Raw genomic sequence first — 17120 nt, forward strand, 5'->3', positions numbered from 1 at the left:
GCCGGCGGCTCGCCGCCGGCGCCCCCGTCAGGAGGTGGCGACGACCTGAGGCTCGTCCCCTCGTCGATCTGTCAGATTTTCAATCGGCGGATCTGTCAGATTTTCGCCCGGCGTTGACATATGGCAGAGCCAGCCGGAACGAAGACCCGCGACAAAGGGAGCGCGCAACCATCGTGATCAGCGACAGACAGTCGCGATTCGAAGAAGAAGAGATCGACAGTTGCCAGCGGGCAATGGCGGGCAATGCGCGACCAGCCTCCCTGCGTTTCCGCTTACTCAGATGAACCCGATCTGAGGACGGTTCCATACAGGCGCTTCGCCGGGGCGTCCGGTTCACCCCTTCCATCGACGTCAAGCGCGTTCAGGCGACTGCCTCGGGGGCCATTGAAGCCCTTGCGAAGGTGTCCAGGCCAACAGATCAAGTCCAAGTGCCGCACGCTCACCGGCAAGCCGCTCGGCCATCACCGGTGAAGTCGCAGGAGTACGAGGCGGCGCGCATCATGAACATCGGGCTGACGCCCGCCCGCATTGGCCAGCTGGTATGGGAGACGCTCTGCGATTGCAGGGGCGAGTGCTCAGATTTGAGCAACTTCCGATGGACCTTCAAGCGGACGTACCTGAGGGTCTCGAGTCGTTTGACACGCGTGTAAACCATTGCCAAAATGGCAGATGTGCGAGGTCGTGAAGCGGACACAGAAGCGGACATCCATGAGGTCGTAGATCGCGGGGAGCCCCTGTCCGCGATGGAGCCGCTGCTGCTGGGCGCCGCGACACCCAGGCGCGAGGAATTGAGCGACAAAGCTGTTGACCTGGCAGCGCTCGCGGCCGGCTTCCGCCGCAGCCTGCCGCCGGAAGTCGCGACGGCCCTCTCACACCTTGTCCGCTCGATGAACTGCTACTACTCGAACCTCATCGAGGGCCACAACACGCATCCGGTCGAGATCGAGCGGGCGATGCGTGAGGATTTCAGCGCGGACCCAACCACGCGCAACCTGCAGGTCGAAGCGCGCGCGCATGTCTCGGTCCAGGAGTGGATCGATGGCGGCGCGCTGCGCGGTCGCGCGGTCACCGCCGCCGCGCAGCAGGAGATCCACCGGCGCTTCTGCGAACGCCTGCCTGAAGACCTGCTCGTCGTCACGAATCCCGAGACCGGGCGGGCCGTGCGCGTCCAACCCGGTGTCCTGCGCCGCGACGACGTGCGTGTCGGCAATCACTTCGCCGTCAGCCCTGGCGCGGTGCCGCGCTTCCTCGCACGCTTCGAGGAGATCTACGGCCGGCTCGGACGCGCCGAGACGATTCTCGCCGCCGCCGCCGCCCATCATCGCCTGCTGTGGATTCACCCATTCGTCGATGGCAACGGCCGCGTCGCACGCCTGATGTCGCACGCGGTCCTGCTCGATGCGCTCGACACAGGCGGTCTATGGTCGGTCGCGCGCGGTCTCGCACGCAGCGTCGCCGTCTACAAGGGCCACCTCATGGCGTGCGATCAGGCCCGCCGCGATGATCTGGACGGACGCGGCAACCTCAGCGAGCAGGCGCTCTCAGCCTTCACGGCGTTCTTCCTCGACACCTGCAGCGATCAGGTGCGTTTCATGGAAGAACTCGTCCAGCCCGATCGCCTGCGCACCCGCGTGCGGCTCTGGGCCGAGGAAGAGACACGCCTGCGACGGCTTCCTGCGAAAGCCGGCCACATCCTCGAGGCGGTTCTCTATCGTGGCGAGGTGCCTCGCGGCGACGCCGCTGACATCGTCGGCACCGGCCACCGTCAGGCCCGCCGCGTCGTCTCGGCGCTCATCGACCGCGGCGTGCTCATGTCCGAAAGCAGCCGCGCCCCGCTGCGCATCGCATTTCCGGCAACACTCGCTGCCCGCTGGATGCCCGGCCTGTTCCCGGAGCAGGGGTAAGCATTGGGTGAGCGTCGCGGAGGCCGCATGCGTGCACTCATCCACCATCGCTACGGTGACGAACACGATCTGACGATTGAAGACGTCGCCGTGCCCGAGCCCGGCCCTGGCGAAGTCCGGGTGCGCGTCGAGGCATGCGGCGCCAACGCCAGCGACTGGGAGACGGTGACCGGCCGGCCTGCGTACGCCCGCGCGGTCGCCGGCCTCCTGAGGCCCAGGGGCCAGACGCTCGGGTCCGACGTCGCCGGCATCGTCGACGCCGTCGGCGACGGCGTCACGGGCTTCGTGCCCGGAGACGCCGTGCTGGGCGATATCCTCGGCACCTTCGGCGGCTTCGCCGACCAGGTCGTCGCTCCGGCGACGATGTGGGTGAAGCGCGTGGGCGCAGTCGACGCGGTCGTCGCCGCGACGCTCCCGCAGTCCGGCACGATCGCGCTCACCGGCGTCGGTGACCGCGTGCGTGCGGGGATGCGCGTGTTGGTCAACGGAGCGGGGGGCGGCAGCGGGCCGCTCGCGCTCCAGATGGCGAAGGCGGCAGGCGCCGAGGTGTGGGCGGTGGACAACGCCGCGAAGCTCGATCTGCTGCGCCGCATCGGCGCTGACCGCGTGATCGACTACCGTGCCGTGGACTTCACGACGCTGCCCGAGCGCTTCGATCTCGTGCTCGACCTGTTCGGCACGCGGACGGCTCGCCGCGTGCGACGCGTGCTCGCGCCGGGAGGGCGCTACATGGTCGTCGGCGGACCGGTGCCCGTGCTGCTGAACCTTCTCGTCGTCGGCGCGATCCTCGCGCTGGGCTCGGACCGCAAGGCGGGGGTCCTGATGGTCGAGCAGGGGCCCCGTCGGCTGGTGGAGCTGATGACCATGGTGGCCGACGGGAGGCTCACGCCGGTCGTCGGCGAGGTCGCGTCGCTCGCCGACGCGGCCACGGCGCTCGGCCGGATGGGACGCGGCGACATCCCCGGCAAGCTCGTCGTCGTGCCCACCACTCATCGCGGCTGACGCGCAGGGCGGCGCTCAGTCGAGACGGACGATCACCGACCCCCGCTTGCGCCGCGTCTCGACGTGGGCGTGCGCGGCCCGAATCTCGTTCAGCCGGTAGACGCGGTCGATCGGCGCGGTGAGGAGGCCCCTGGCGGCGAGTTGCATCAGCAGCTCGAGCACCTCGCGCTTCTCGGGCGCGACGCCGGCGACGATGCGATGTCCAGCGTGGCGACGCGGCCGGAGGATCGCGCCGAGCGTGCCCATGAGATCGGTGGCCACCAGCAGCAGGCGCCCGCCGTCGGCCAGGGCGGGCCGGGCTCGGGCATAGGGACAGTTGCCGACCGTATCCAGGATGAGGTCGTAGCGCACACCCTCCGTCGCGAAGTCCGTCGTCTGGTAGTCGATCACCCGGCTGGCACCCAGGCGACTCGCGAGTTCCGCATTGGCCGCGCTGGTCACCGCGGTGACTTCGGCGCCGAAGTAGCGCGCGAGTTGCACCGCGGCCGTGCCCACCCCGCCCGAGGCCCCGTTGATCAGGACGCGATCGCCGGCCTTGATCCCGCCCTTCTCATTCAGGAAGTGGAACGCGGTGGGGCCGCCATCGGGTAGCGCCGCGGCGGTCTCGACGCTGATGCCGGCGGCGATCACAGCGATGGCGTCCGACGCCCTCACCACGGCGCGTTCGGCGTGCCCACCCATGCGCGCACTTGTCAGCGCGAACACCCGGTCGCCGAGGGCGAACCGCGTCACGCCCTCACCGAGGGCGATCACCTCGCCTGCCATCGTGATGCCGAGCACGCCCCGGCGCGGCCCACGCCAGCCAAGGACCAGGCGCATGAGCAGGCCGAAGCCCCGAGGCGCGTCGCCACTGCGCATGCGCCAGTCGGCGGCGGTCACGGCACTGGCATGGACACGGATCAGGACCTCGCCCGCGCGCGGCCGAGGGTCGGGGAGGTCGCGCAGCTCGACGACCTCGGGCGGTCCGTACCGAGTGACAACGGCCGCGTTCACGATGGGCTCCGCTGAGGCGTCATCTGTATCCCCGTGCCTTCCTAGAAGCGGACGCGCAGGCCGAGCGTCGGCAGTAGCGGCAGCGATTGTTCGCGGACCTCCGTCAGCAGGGGACGATCCGACGACGGGTCGTGGGCGAGGCGCGGTGCCAGCGCCCCCGCGTTCTGGCGGTTGGTGACATTGAGCACTTCGCCGTAGATCTCCCAGCGCCGCGACGACGATCGCCAGGTCAGCCGGGCATCGACGCGGAAGAAGGCCGGGAGACGCCCACGCTGCAGATTGGCGACCCCGCCGAAGTCGACCATGTAGACCAGACGTCCGTCAGCATCGCGCTCGGGACGCAGCTCGTCACGCTGGCCATCGCCGTCACTGTCGGTGGTGTCCGCGGTGCCGGCCACGCGCAGGCCAAGCGGCTCGGTGCGGGCAAACCCCGACGCCACCCGCGTCGTCGTCGCCAGCTCCCATCGCGGCGAGAGCTGATACGCCAGGACGGTCGAGACGGCATGGCGTCGGTCGTACTCGAACGGATAGCGGATGCCGTACGCCTCTCGTTCCGCCTTCCCCCACGTGTAGCTCGCCCAGCCCCGGAGTCGGGTGTCACTCGACACCGTGGTCCGCCGAACGAGCACGTCGACGCCATACGCCCGTCCCTGCCCGTCGTTGGACGGCGTGGAGGTGATGATGGCATCGGTCGGGATGTGCGACTGCAGCTCGCCGGGAAAATCGTAGCCAGCCACGCGCGCGAGGCGAACCGGCTCGGACTCCAGTTGTCCCACCAACAGATCGTCGAAGTGCTTGTAGTAGCCTTCGACCCGCACCGAGGCCGAGGTGCCGAGGTCCCGTTCGAGCGACGCTGACGCGACGAGCGCCTGTTGGCTGCGCAGGCCCACGCGTGACGGATCGGTGAGGTCGAGCAGGTAATCGGTCTGGCCGAACTTCTCGTAGCCTGGACTCTGCGTGTACCGCCCGAACGCCGACCGGACGCGCGTGGACGTCCCCAGACTCCACGCCGCCGAGAGCCGTGGCGACACGAGGGTCTCGCGTGTCGCACCGACGTGGTCGATGCGCAGACCGGACTGCAGCGACACCGTACGGCCGAGGGCCCAGGTGTCTTCCACCCACGCGCCCCCGCGTGTCGATCGAATCTCCGACCGCAATGCGTCCGGAAGGCCGGCGCCCCCCTGGAGGCTGGAGCCGTTGACATTGGGGTTGCGATCTCCGAGCAGCGAGAAGTCGAGGGTCGTCGAGAGTCCGTGCACTTCAGCCCCCGCATGCAGCGTGTGCGCCCGGGCGGCCCAGCTCAGTTCCTGCCGCGCCGACAGGTCACGAACGAGCGTCGCGTACCCGTAGCGCACCGTCGCCTGGCGCACCGGCACGTCACCGGGCGCATTCGAGCGGCGAGCCTGGTCGGCGAACAGTCCGTCGAAGCCTGCGTCGATGCGTGTGTCCGAATGACCGACGACCGTCATGGCGTGCCCGCGCGAGCCGATGGTCGTCTCGAAGCGCGCCCACCCCAGGGTGTTCTGCGTCTTGTCCTGAAATCGCACGTCCACATCGTCATCGTCGACGCGAAAATCACCGCCCTGTCGGCTGCGCAGTCCGAAGACCGTCAGCTTGCGCCCCGCGCGCGGCGCCCACGTCGCCTTGGCCTGGAGGTCGTTGAAGCCGGGAAAGGTCTGGTCGCTGACGAGATCGGCGACGACATCGTAGTAGGTGCGGCGTGCGCTCACCAGCCACGATCCCCCGTCGACCCTCGGAATGGCACCTTCGACGATGACGTTCGCATCCGTGATGCTCAGCGACGCCTGGCCGCCAAGCGATCGGCCTGCCGCGCCATCACGCGACTCGACCGTCAGCAGTGACGACAGGCGGTCGCCATACCGGGCGCTGAAGCCGCCGGTTGCCAGGTCGAAGCGCTGAATCGTGTCGGGATTGAACGCGCTCGCCAGGCCATAGAGACGATACGGATCGTGCACTTCCACGCCGTCCAGCAGCGTCAGGTTCTGGTCTGGCGATCCGCCGCGCACGGACATGTAGCCGAGGGCCTCCTGCGTCGCGACGACCCCGGGAAGCGTCTGCAGTGCCCGGAAGATGTTGTCGAGCGCCCCCGGTGTGCGGAGGACCTCCGCGGGATCGACCCGGCGCGTGGCAGGCGCCGTTCCCGGCGCCGCGCTACGGACCTCCGCGTGCTCGGAGATCGCGCGTTCCCGGACGATCACGAGCTCGACGACGGAACCGTTGGGGGATGCGACGGACACGGTGGTGTCGAGATCGAAGTACCCCGCCGCCACCACGCGGAGCGTCACGTTCTCGGTCTGCGCCGGGACGGTGAACCGACCATCAGCGCCGGTGATCACCCGCGCATCGCCGGCAGTCACGGTCGCACCGGCGACCGGCGCGTTGGAGCCGGCGTCTCGCACGATGCCGGAGACGACGCGCGGCGTGGCCGATTCCGGCGCGCGTGGGTTCGATGAGGCGGCGGGTTGCGCCGCCGAGGGGTTGACGATCAGGTCGTGGCGGTGCGCGGCTGTCGCGGGCGCAGCGGCGGTCATGATGACGGCACAGGCGCATAGCACCGCCGCGGGCGTACGCAGTAATCTGGGCATGAACGGGCTCCTGCTGGGGGCGTTCGGCCGGATTCGTGGGGGTCCGAGCCGTTCGGCCGCGCAGCTGTCGTGGTGGCGTGGCATTGCAGGCTTACGATGTAAGCCAATCTAGCATACGGTGTAAGCTTGGCAAAGGTTCCGGGACGACGTCGGGGCCCGTGGAGATGTCGGTGATGGCAAAGACCAGGCCTCGCGCACGAGCGCGCCGTCAGCCCCTGAACCGCGAGCGCGTGCTCCAGGCCGCGCTGCGCCTGGCAGACCGGGAGGGCGTGGCGTCACTGTCCATGCGAGGGCTCGCGCAGACGCTGGGCGTCGAGGCGATGTCGCTGTACAAGCACGTCGCGAACAAGGACGAGGTGCTCGACGGGTTGATCGATCTCGTCGTCGCGGAAATCGACGTGCCGCCCCTCGGGACGGAGTGGCGGCACGCGATGCGTGTGCGCGCGATGTCCGCACGCCAGGTGTGTCTTCGCCACCGATGGGCGGCGCTGCTCATGGAGTCACGACTGAGCCAGAGCCCCGCGCGGCTTCAGTACGCCGATGCCGTCCTCGGTCTGTTGCGATGCAGCGGGTTCACCGTGCCCCTGGCCTATCGCGCGTTCGTGATCATCGACAGCTATCTCTACGGCTACATCATGCAGGAGCTGCATTGGCCGCGAGAGGAGGCCGAGATGTCGCAGGTGGAACAGGACGTGACCGCCCAGCTGTCGACCGCCGACTACCCGTACCTCATGGAGGCCATGACTCACGTGATGGCGACACGGACCGAGCGCAGAGTGGCGGGGGTGTACGACGCCGACTTCGCCACGGGGTTGGAGCTGATCCTCGACGCGCTCGCGCGGCTTCGAGATGCTGACGCGCCGCCGTCGCCCATGCCGACCATCTCCGCGACGAGCGCGACGCACTAGCCTGCCCCCACTGCCCGAGTCTCGACGCCAGAACCTCTCCTTCGATGGCGCGACGTGCTGGAGTTCGGTCCCTTCCAGCTTGGCGTGGACGACGTGACGCCAGCATCGCCCGGTGCGACGGACGGTGCGCGATCGCCACGACGCCAGGTGATTCTGTGGAACCATGGTGGGCATGACCGTGTCCGCTCGCGCTCAGTTGTTCGTGATGGTGTCGGCCCTCACCCTTGGCACCAGCCTGGCCGCCGAGGGCCAGCGCGCCGTGGTGTCCGGTGCGCACGACGCGCCCCTCACGGACGCCGTACCCGTCGACCCACGGATCACGGTTGGCACGCTCCCGAACGGGATGCGCTACTACATCCGCGCCAACAGGCAGCCGCAGAACCGTGCCGAGATCCGTCTGGTGGTCAATGCCGGCTCGGTACTCGAAGACGACGACCAGCGCGGCCTGGCACATGTTGTCGAACACATGGCGTTCAACGGGACGCGCCACTTCCCGAAGCAGGAGGCGATCGCGTTCCTGCAATCCACCGGCATGCGCTTCGGCGCCCACATCAACGCCACCACCGGCTTCGACCACACCGTCTACGAGCTGCGGATTCCGACCGACAGCCTGGACGTGATGGACCGGTCCCTGCTGATCCTCGAGGACTGGGCGCACGCCGTGTCGTTCGAACCGGCCGAGATCGACAAGGAGCGCGGCGTCATCCTCGAGGAGTGGCGCACCGGTCTCGGCGCCGGCGCGCGGATCCTCGACGCGCAGTTGCCGGTGCTGCTGAAGGATTCCCGCTACGCCGAGCGCCTGCCCATCGGCACGCCGGAGACCATCCGCACGTTCCCCCACGATCGCCTGACGCGGTTCTACACCGACTGGTACCGCCCCGACCTGATGGCGGTGATCGTCGTCGGCGACTTCGACCCGGCCGCCATGGAGACGCGCATCAAGGCACGCTTCGGATCGCTGCCGGCTGCCGCGTCGCCCAGGCCGCGACCGCTGTATGACGTGCCCGGCCAGCCTGGCACGCGGTACACGATCGCGTCCGACCCAGAGGCGACACGGACGACCGTCTCCGTGTCCAGCACCATGTCGGCGCGCGACCAGACGACGCTTGGCGCCTATCGCCAGATGACCATCGAGCGGACGTTCGCCTCGCTCCTGTCGGCACGACTCTCCGAACAGGCGCAGAAGCCCGGCGCGCCGTTCCTGGCGGCGCAGACCAGTCGTGGACTCTTCGTGCAGTCCACCGAGAGCACGACGCTCGCCGCCCTCGTGGCTGATGGGGGCGCGGAGAAGGGGCTGGCGGCACTCCTGGCCGAAGCCGACCGTGTCGCCCGGTTCGGTTTCACGCAGACCGAGCTCGATCGCTATCGGCTGAGCATGCTGCGCGCGTTCGAGCAGCTCGCCTCGTCCACCGACGAGCACACCTCGGAATCGCTCGCCGACGAGTTCATCCGCAACTTCACGCAGGGGGAGCCCATCCCGGGCATCGCCTACGAGTACGCGCTGGCGCGCCGGTTCCTGCCGGAGATCACCCTGGCCGACGTCAACAGCCTGGCCCGGGACTGGATCGCCGATCGGAACAGAGTCGTGTCGGTGACCGCGCCCCGCAAGGAGGGCGTGCCGGTCCCGACCGAGGCGTCGCTGGCCGCCGTCATCAAGGACGCGGGCGCGGCGGCGCTGACCGCCTACGTGGACACGGTGAGTGCGACGCCACTCCTCGAGCCCTTGCCCAAGCCAGGTTCGGTGACGAAGACGGCAGCGAAACCGTCCGGCGTCACCGAGTGGACGCTGTCCAATGGCGTGCGCGTGGTGCTCCAGCCGACCACCATCAAGCAGGACGAGGTGCTGTTTCGCGCCTTCAGTCCCGGCGGCACCTCACTGGCATCCGATGGTGACTTCATCGCCGCCGAGACGGCGGATCGCATCGTCGCGCAGGGTGGGCTCGGCACGCTGAGCGCCATCGACCTGAGCAAGAAGCTCGCAGGCACGGGGGCGTTCGTGCGTCCCGACATCGACGAGATGTTCGAAGGGCTGAACGGCCGGGCGCTGAAGCGCGACCTGGAGACCATGTTCCAGTTGATCTACCTGACGTTCACCAGGCCACGAGCGGACACCGAGGCATTTCGCACGGCGATCGAACAGCTGAACGCGGCGCTGGCCAACCGCCAGGTGCTGCCCGAAGCCGCGTTCGAGGACGCGCTGACGGCCGCCGTCAGCCAGCATCACGTGCGCGCCCGGCCGCTGACCCGCGAGGCGATTGCGCAGATGAGTCTCGAGAAGTCGATGGCGTTCTATCGCGACCGCTTTGCCGACGCCAGCGACTTCACGTTCGTCTTCGTCGGCAGCTTCGACCTGGCGACCATCAAGCCGTTCGTCGAGCGCTACCTGGGCAGCTTGCCGGCGCTTCACCGGAAGGAAGCCGGCCGCGACGTCGGCATCCGGCCCCCGTCCGACATCGTCGAGGCACTGGTGACGAAGGGCACGACGCCAAGGAGCCAGGTCGGGGTCGTCTTTACCGGCCCGTTCGAGAACACGCCGAAGAACCGGCTGATCGTCAGGGCCATGGCCGACACGCTGGCGGGGAACCTGCAGCGCGTGCTGCGCGAGGATCTCGGCGGTACGTATGGGGTGAGCGTCGCGTCGGCGTTCGCGAAGCATCCGGTTCACTCGTACAGCGTCTCGATCACGTTCGCCTGCGACCCGGCACGCGCCTCCGATCTCGTCAGGGCGCTGTTCGCCGTCGTCGAGGAGTTCAAGGTGCGCGGGCCCAGCGACGGCCAGGTGGCGGATGCGCAAGCGGCACTGCGGCGTGACCTCGAGATCGACAGCCGGCAGAACGGCTCGATCCTCAACAGGCTGTCGTTTGCCTACCAGTACGACGAACCCGTCCCCGACGCCGCGTTGTCGCGTCAGTTGCACGACCAACTGAGCGCGCCGCTGCTGCGCGACGCGGCGAACACGTACCTGGACTCGAAGCGCTACGTGAAGGTCGTGCTGATGCCGGAAGGGCGGACGCCGTAAGCATCGGCGTGTCGTCCCATGAGCCGAAACGACTCACGGCGATGAGCCAGCACTCCTTCACCTTGGCTCCAGCTGTGCGCTGGATGACCTGTGCCCTGCTCTGGACCTTTTCCGGGGGCGCCTGGCTGCTGCCGCATCTCGGGCTGTCGTTCAGCGCGGTCGCCCCTGTCGGTCTCGCCGCGGCCATCTGCCATACGGTCGTGGCCCTCGTCCTCCACACGCGAGGGTCGACGCCGGCCCTGCTGCTGGGACTTCGCCTGGTCACCGACGTGGCACTCCTGACGGCGTTGCTCGACATCACCGGCGGCCCGTTCAACCCCTTCATCGTCATGTACGCCGTCTACGTGTGGCTGGCGGCGATGTCCGGCGCGCCAGGCCACGCGGTGGCCGTCGCGGCCGTCGCGGCGGCTGGCTTCGGATGGCTCGTCGTCGACCACGTCAACGCGGAGCTGGCGGGACACCATCGGTTGAACGATTTCCCGACGCATCTCTTCGCCATGTGGTTCTGTGGAGCCGGCGTCGTGGAACTCGTCGCCATCTACGTCGAGCGCGCGCGCGTGACGCTCGCGCAACGGCAGCAGGAGCTCGACGAGGCGCGCGAGCGCGCGGCACGGAGCGAACGCCTGTCGTCGCTGACGACCCTCGCGGCGGGCGCGGCGCACGAACTGTCGACACCGCTGGCCACGATCGCGGTGGCGGCCAGGGAGCTGGAGCACAATGCCGCCAGCGTGGTCGGACCGGAACCGCTGGCCGACGCGCTGCGCGACGACGCTCGCCTGATCCGCAACGAGCTCGATCGCTGCCGCGCCATCCTCGACGGCATGAGCGGACGTGCGACCGGGATGGTCACGAGCACGCTGGAGCCGATGGCCCCCGAGGCCATCGCGCACCTGGTCACGGCACGCCTGACGGAGCGGCAGCGCGCGCACTTCGTCCTCGACATCGCCGACGGCGCGCCGACGCCATCGCCCACCGGAGCCGAGGTGGTGCAGGCCATCTCCGCCCTGGTCAGGAACGCCTTCGATGCCACCGGGGCAGAGGGACAGGTCGTGCTGCGTTTCGGCGGGCACGGGGCGATCGCCCGCATCGAAGTGCGCGATGAGGGCGTCGGCATGTCGGCAGAAGCGCAGCGTCGCGCCGGCGAACCGTTCTACACCACCAAGGCGCCAGGGCACGGGCTCGGTCTTGGCCTGTTTCTCGCCCGCACCTTCGCGGAGCGTGCCGGGGGCTCGCTGGAGGTCACCTCGGGCCATGGCACCACAGCCGCCCTCGAGCTGCCGGCAGCGGGGCAGTCATGACCGAGGCCCGTTCGCTGCTGATCGTCGATGACGACGACGTGTTCCGAACGCGCCTGGTGCGCGCCATGCGGAGCCGCGGGTTCGACACGACCGGGGTCGGGGATCACGCGTCGGCGATCGCCGCGGCCCAGGCAGAGAGCCCCGAACTCGCGCTGGTCGACATGCGATTGCCCGGCGAGTCCGGCTTGACGGTCGTGCGCGATCTCAAGGCGCTCGATGCCGCAACCGTCATCGTCGTCCTGACCGGCTATGGCAGCATCGCGACCGCCGTCGAGAGCATGCGACTCGGTGCCATGAACTACCTGACCAAGCCGGCGGATGCCGATCAGATCGTCGCGGCATTCGATGGGATCACCCCACAGGCGGACTTGCCGGCCCCGTCGCTCGCCAGGGTCGAATGGGAGCACATCAACCGCGTGCTGGCCGACTGCGGCGGCAACGTGTCGCAGGCGGCGCGTCTGCTCGGCATCCACCGCCGGTCGCTGCAGCGGAAGCTCGGAAAGGATCCGGGGCCGCGCTGAGGGCGGGTCTAGAACGTCAGCTGCACGCCCGCCCGGATCGATCGCGGCAGGGCGGGATGGGTGTGGATGTCATCGACGCCGGCCGCCGGCTCGCCCGGTAACCGGGACGTGTAGAAGTAGTCGATGTCGGCCACCTTCGCGTCGAGCAGGTTGAAGAGTTCGAGGACGAGACGCGCCCTCGGCGTGGCGCGGAAACCGATTTCCGCGTTCCACAGCGACGTGCTCTTCGACTGCACGCTGGCGTCCTCCACCAGGGGCCGCGGGCCGAAGTGACGCAGCCGCACGCTGCCGTAGAGACGCCGGGCCGGCTCCACCGTGAGCCCCGCGGAGATCACCCGATCGAGCGCGCCAGGGATGAAGCGCCCGGCGGGGTCATCGTCGCGATAGCGTGCGCGGGAGAACGCCAGGTCACCGTCGACCACGAGCCACGGCGTGAGCCGCGCGTAGTTGGTCCACTCGAGGCCGACGCGCCGGCTCGGACGTCCCGCTTCACTCGTCCCGGCATCACCGACGAACAGCAGTTCCGAATCGAGTCCGAGATACCACAGCGCAACCGTCGACTGCAGACCCCGGATGCGCACGGTGCGCAGGCCGACCTCGGCCCCGCGGGCGCGCACCAGCGGGGTGACAGGGGAGACCGATTCGCCGGTCGACGGGTCGAGACGGATGGAGGCGCCGCGGGCATCGTTGCTGTGAAAGCCCATGCCGGCGTTGACGTAGAGCTCGGTGCCGTTCCACGGTCCGAAGGCCGCGCCGAACTTCGGGCTCGCCAGTCCCTTGGTGCCGCTGCCGGAGTTCACCGGGTTGTCTGCCGTCACGTCGAACTGGTAGACATCGGCCCGCAGCCCGAGCGTGGTGCGGAGGCGCCGGGCCCATTCGATCTCCGTCTGCGCGTAGACCCCGGTCATCGTCTGGCCGACCTGGTCCTCGCGCGTCGTGGACAGTCGCTGGCGTGCCTTCGTGCGGTACAGCCCGATGGGGTCCAGCCAGTCGCGGCGCACCTGCACGCCGAGGGCGCTCTCGGCGTGCCGCTCGAAGACGTGGCCGAGCCGGCGATACGTGGCACGACCGCCCACCGTGGTTCGTCGTTCGGCCTGTTCGAACTGATCGCCGTTGATCGGATCGTCGAGGAAGTACGTGAAGTTCGAGAACAGGTTGAGGCGGTTGCGCAGCACGTACGCGGTCGCTCTCAGGGCCCCCGCACCGAGCGGCTGCTGGAGTTCGAGCGTCACCGTCTGCCGGTTCGACTGGCCACCGTCGGTGCGGTCCAGGGATCCGAACCGGGAAATCACGCCCGTGTCGATCGCGCGCTGCGGGACCTGGTCGGTCGAGTTCCAGTCCGCCCAGTAGCCCATGCCTGTCAGCGACAGGCCCTTGCGGTTGTCGCCACGGCTGTAGCGGATCACCGTATTCAGCTTGCGATAGTCGTCCGGTCGTGCCCACGGGCCGTCGTTGTGATTCAGCTCGACGGCCGTCAGCAGATGTCCACCGAAGACCTTCGGTGAGGCGACGCCGAAGAACCGGCCCCACCCGAAGTTGCCGCCGGTCAGCGAGGCCTGGGGGCGATCGACCTGGTTCACGTAGTTGATGTTGGCGGCGCCCGCCGCGGAGAAGTCGCCTTCGTCGGCGTAGTACGGCCCCTTCTTGTACTGCACGCCGCTCACCAGCTCGGGAATGAGGAAGCTGATGTCGGCATAGCCGTGTGCGTGCGCCCCGGTTGGCGTGTTCACCGGCACGCCCGCGACCGTCGTGGAGAAGTCGGTGCCGTGATCGAGATTGAAGCCGCGCAGGTAGTACTGGTTCGCCTTCCCCTCACCACTGTGCTGGCTGATCACCATGCCGGGCACGGTCTCCAGCACCTCGCCGGCGCGCATCGTCGGCCGCACTTGCAGCTGCGCGGCCGTGACGGCGCCCTGGCTGGCGGCCCCGGCGATGCCGACGAGGTTCTCGGCCGGGTTGTCGATGTCGGCGATGTTCCTGAACGTGGTGGACGCCGTGACGACGATGTCGGCGCTGAGCGACAACGTCAACACCAGGTCCTGTGTGGTCGTCGCGCCACCAGATACCTGCACCGTGCGTCGGAGCACGTTGAAGTCGAGCAGGCGATACGTCAGCTCCACCTGGCCCACCGGGACCGCGGCGAACGTATAGCGCCCGTCGTCATCCGTCGTGTGCGTCTGGTCGACCGTCCCTGCTGGCAGCGACTCCAGGTCGATGCGGACGCCGGGCAGTGGGGCACCGTTCTGATCGACGACACGGCCACCGACCTGGCCGCTCGACTGCGCGCGAGCGATGGAGGCCGGAACGAGAGAGCAGAGCAGGATGAGAAGAACCGCGTAGTGGCGCATGGGATGAGGCGTCGACGCAGCCTACGTCACCCGGCGGCACTGGCATGTGCGGTAGTTTGTCGCAGTCGCTGGGCACCAGCGACGCACGGTCCCGGCGTCGCGTCATCCGTGCGTCATCAGCGGCAGATGTAGTAGCCGGGCACGATCGGCGGCGACGCGTCACAGGGGGTCGTCTCGATGCGGACGACGTCGCTCGCATGCCAGGCGAGCGCCCGCTCGTAGGCCAGGATGCGCGGCTGCGACGTGGCACCGACGATGAGGCGCTCCTGACTGATGAAGTCGACGTAGTAGGCCGTCCAGTAGTCGCTGCGCGCATAGCGGATGCCGCGCGCTTCGAGCGCCTGCGCCAGCTGTACGCGGTTGGGGAGCGTGGAGTGCCGGGCCTGCTCCTGCCAGAGGCGCGCGTGGGGCCACAGGTTCAGCAGCAGGAGCAGCGCGAACGTCGTCGCCAGCACTCCGCGCCACGCACGGCTGTCTTCGACGCTCCAGCACAGCACCGCCAGACCCGTCGGCAGGAACAGGCCGAGCAGGCCGTAGCGCAAGGTGAGCGTCGAGATCGGGCCGCATCGGCTCACCGCGTAGACCAGCACGGCCTGCGCACCCACCAGCACCAGGAAGGTGCCGAGACCGACGACCGGCGTGGCGCGCTGTTGCCACAGACGCGCGCCATGTCGTCCACCCGTCCGCACCAGCACCAGCACCAGCAGCAGGCCGACGACCAGCCACGCGCCCCGCACGCCCTGGGTCACTTGCGTGTGGACGGCAGCATCGCTGAGCGGCGCGGGAGCGGGCCCCAGCAGCACGCCGAGGAAGGACGTCGCGAGGTCGGCGACGTTGCGCACGGCCTGGGCCGGCGAGAAGCAGAACGCGGCGCTCAGTGTCGGGAGGTTCCCCTCCACGCTGCCCGCCCACGAGTCCGGGCCACGTACCGACCCGAAGCGCGCCAGGCCGGCGATCAGCGCGGCCGTCCCGACAGCCGCGAGCGCGACGGTCCCCCAGTGTCGACGTCCCGCCGGCGTCAGGAGCGTGCCGGTGAGCAGATCGATCGCCACCAGCGCGGCGACCCCGTAGGCCACGAACTCGCGCACGTGGAAGCCGAGGCACGCGACGACGCCGAACAGCAACGGTCGGGATCGGACCCACCACAGCGCCAGGATGAACAGCGCCGGTTCGACGGTCATGCCCAGGGCATCCATGAGTCCGGCGCCGCTGACAGGAGACGGCACCAGGACCGGGGCGGCCAGGAGCACGGCGACCGCTGGCGACAGTCCTGCCCGGACCATCGCCAGTATCGTCGCCAGGCCGACGCCGATGTTCATGAGCACCAGCGGCAGCTTGAGGGCGAAGACCGTCGCCCCGAACAGCCACATGAACGGCGCCGTCACGTAGGCCGACGCGATCACGAGGTACGGCGCGCCGTACTGATACACCGGCATCGCGCGGAACTCGGCGATGTGCTTGGCCATCAGCCCGACGACGGCCTGATCGGAATCGAAGGCGATGATGCCCCAGATGGCGTACGGCACGGAGCGGAAGGCGATCAGGGCGGCAGACAGCAGCAGCCAGGGCCAGATCGGCGCGCCGTTCACCGCAGCCGCCACACCCGAGCGGTGACCGTCGAGGGGTGTGTCTGTCGTCATGTGTGCGGGGGCGGCGACTATGATACTCACGATCACACTCGTGACGCCCAGCCCGCCGATCACGCCGGTGCGCCCTCCGTGGTGGCCCCTTCTCCTCCTGCTGGTGCTGGGCGTTGCGGGATCGTGGGCCCTCGATACCCGTCAGCCCGCGCCATGGCCTGAGGCGGCGACGCCGTGGTTCACCCATGTGCGTGCGCTCGCGCCATCGGCGTGGGTGGTCGACCGCCTCAACGCGCGGGTGCCGCTCACCCCCGACCTGCCGCCTGGTTCGCTGCTGGTGGTGCTGACGGTGGCGGCGTGCACGCTCGTCACGCTGATCGCTGCCGGGGTGCAACGCTCCCTGGCGGTCGCAGTTGCCCTCGGCCTCGTGGCGACGCGCTCGCTCTGGAGCACCGTGTCGCCGGGGCATGACGCCCTGCCCGTCGCGGTGGTCGCCTGTACCGTCGCTGCCGCCGCGTGGCCGGGGGCTCGTCGGGTCGTGACGGGCGCCGTCGCACTGGGGGGCCTGATGCTGGCGCCCACGGCCTCCTGGCTGGCGGTGCCCGTCGTCGTCGCCGTGCCCCTGTCGTCGCGCCGTCGCTGGTCGCTGGCGGCCGTGTGGATCGTCTCGAGTCTCGTGGTCCAGGCCGTCCTGCTGCGTCAGGTGTGGGGCGGCCTGTCGTGTCTCGCCCCCGGGGAGTGGGCGATGGTGCTCGGCGAGGTGCTGCGGCCCGGCAGTTCCGCCGAGGCGTCGCCCTGGCTGGCCTTGCGACAGGCCATCGCGGTGGGCGTCGGCGACGTGCATTGGTTCGGTGTGGGCGTGGCGGTGCTGGGCCTCGTCAGGTCGTCGGAGGCTACGCGCCCCCTGCGCCGCGCCACCGCCCTGGCGAGATCGGAAGAGC

At 69.3% G+C, this 17120-nt stretch carries 10 protein-coding genes and 1 pseudogene; 7 read left to right on the top strand and 4 right to left on the bottom strand.

Going from position 1 to position 17120, the window contains the following annotated elements; genetic code table 11:
• The first annotated feature begins 743 nt into the window (after nucleotides 1-743).
• Complete coding sequence (locus Q0C41_RS22385) at nucleotides 744-1904, top strand: Fic family protein (RefSeq protein WP_291987591.1); 1161 nt, start codon at nucleotides 744-746, stop codon at nucleotides 1902-1904.
• Nucleotides 1905-1931: 27 nt separating this feature from the next.
• On the top strand, nucleotides 1932-2906 hold the full coding sequence (locus Q0C41_RS22390) for an NAD(P)-dependent alcohol dehydrogenase (protein ID WP_291987592.1): 975 nt from the start codon (nucleotides 1932-1934) through the stop codon (nucleotides 2904-2906).
• A 15-nt stretch (nucleotides 2907-2921) separates the two neighbouring features.
• Here Q0C41_RS22390 and Q0C41_RS22395 read toward each other — a convergent pair whose 3' ends face one another.
• The gene (locus tag Q0C41_RS22395) at nucleotides 2922-3899 is read right to left on the bottom strand and encodes an NAD(P)-dependent alcohol dehydrogenase (protein WP_291987593.1); all 978 of its coding nucleotides are present in this window, start codon (nucleotides 3897-3899) and stop codon (nucleotides 2922-2924) included.
• Nucleotides 3900-3940: 41 nt separating this feature from the next.
• Nucleotides 3941-6505, bottom strand: a complete 2565-nt coding sequence (locus Q0C41_RS22400; RefSeq protein ID WP_291987595.1) for a TonB-dependent receptor plug domain-containing protein — start codon at nucleotides 6503-6505, stop codon at nucleotides 3941-3943.
• 173 nt (nucleotides 6506-6678) lie between these two features.
• Between Q0C41_RS22400 and Q0C41_RS22405 the strand changes: the two genes are divergently transcribed.
• The 4 genes from Q0C41_RS22405 to Q0C41_RS22420 all read left to right on the top strand — a co-directional run bounded on the left by Q0C41_RS22405 (nucleotide 6679) and on the right by Q0C41_RS22420 (nucleotide 12251).
• Entirely contained in the window at nucleotides 6679-7413 is a 735-nt protein-coding gene (locus Q0C41_RS22405; RefSeq protein ID WP_291987597.1) for a TetR/AcrR family transcriptional regulator, read from the top strand.
• A gap of 172 nt (nucleotides 7414-7585) precedes the next feature.
• Nucleotides 7586-10432 (top strand): pitrilysin family protein, encoded by a 2847-nt coding sequence (locus Q0C41_RS22410; protein ID WP_291987598.1) that lies wholly within the window; start codon nucleotides 7586-7588, stop codon nucleotides 10430-10432.
• Between the two features lie 41 nt (nucleotides 10433-10473).
• A complete protein-coding gene (locus Q0C41_RS22415; RefSeq protein WP_291987599.1) occupies nucleotides 10474-11730 on the top strand; it encodes an ATP-binding protein in 1257 nt (418 codons plus the stop codon).
• The gene (locus tag Q0C41_RS22420; protein ID WP_291987600.1) at nucleotides 11727-12251 is read left to right on the top strand and encodes a response regulator; all 525 of its coding nucleotides are present in this window, start codon (nucleotides 11727-11729) and stop codon (nucleotides 12249-12251) included. The genes Q0C41_RS22415 and Q0C41_RS22420 overlap by 4 nt, the downstream gene beginning before the upstream one ends.
• Nucleotides 12252-12259: 8 nt before the next feature.
• Here the strand turns inward: Q0C41_RS22420 and Q0C41_RS22425 are convergent, their stop codons facing one another.
• On the bottom strand, nucleotides 12260-14599 hold the full coding sequence (locus tag Q0C41_RS22425; RefSeq protein ID WP_291987601.1) for a TonB-dependent receptor: 2340 nt from the start codon (nucleotides 14597-14599) through the stop codon (nucleotides 12260-12262).
• Nucleotides 14600-14715: 116 nt separating this feature from the next.
• Nucleotides 14716-16239 carry a hypothetical protein gene (locus Q0C41_RS22430; RefSeq protein WP_291987602.1) on the bottom strand — a complete coding sequence of 508 codons (1524 nt, stop codon included), beginning with the start codon at nucleotides 16237-16239 and terminating at the stop codon, nucleotides 14716-14718.
• Between the two features lie 40 nt (nucleotides 16240-16279).
• Between Q0C41_RS22430 and Q0C41_RS22435 the strand changes: the two are divergent.
• Nucleotides 16280-17120, top strand: a pseudogene (locus Q0C41_RS22435) (hypothetical protein); the annotation flags it as partial.

Origin of the sequence: Luteitalea sp., from assembly GCF_022842525.1 — a bacterium.
In the GTDB taxonomy this organism is placed as follows: Bacteria; Acidobacteriota; Vicinamibacteria; order Vicinamibacterales; family Vicinamibacteraceae; genus Luteitalea.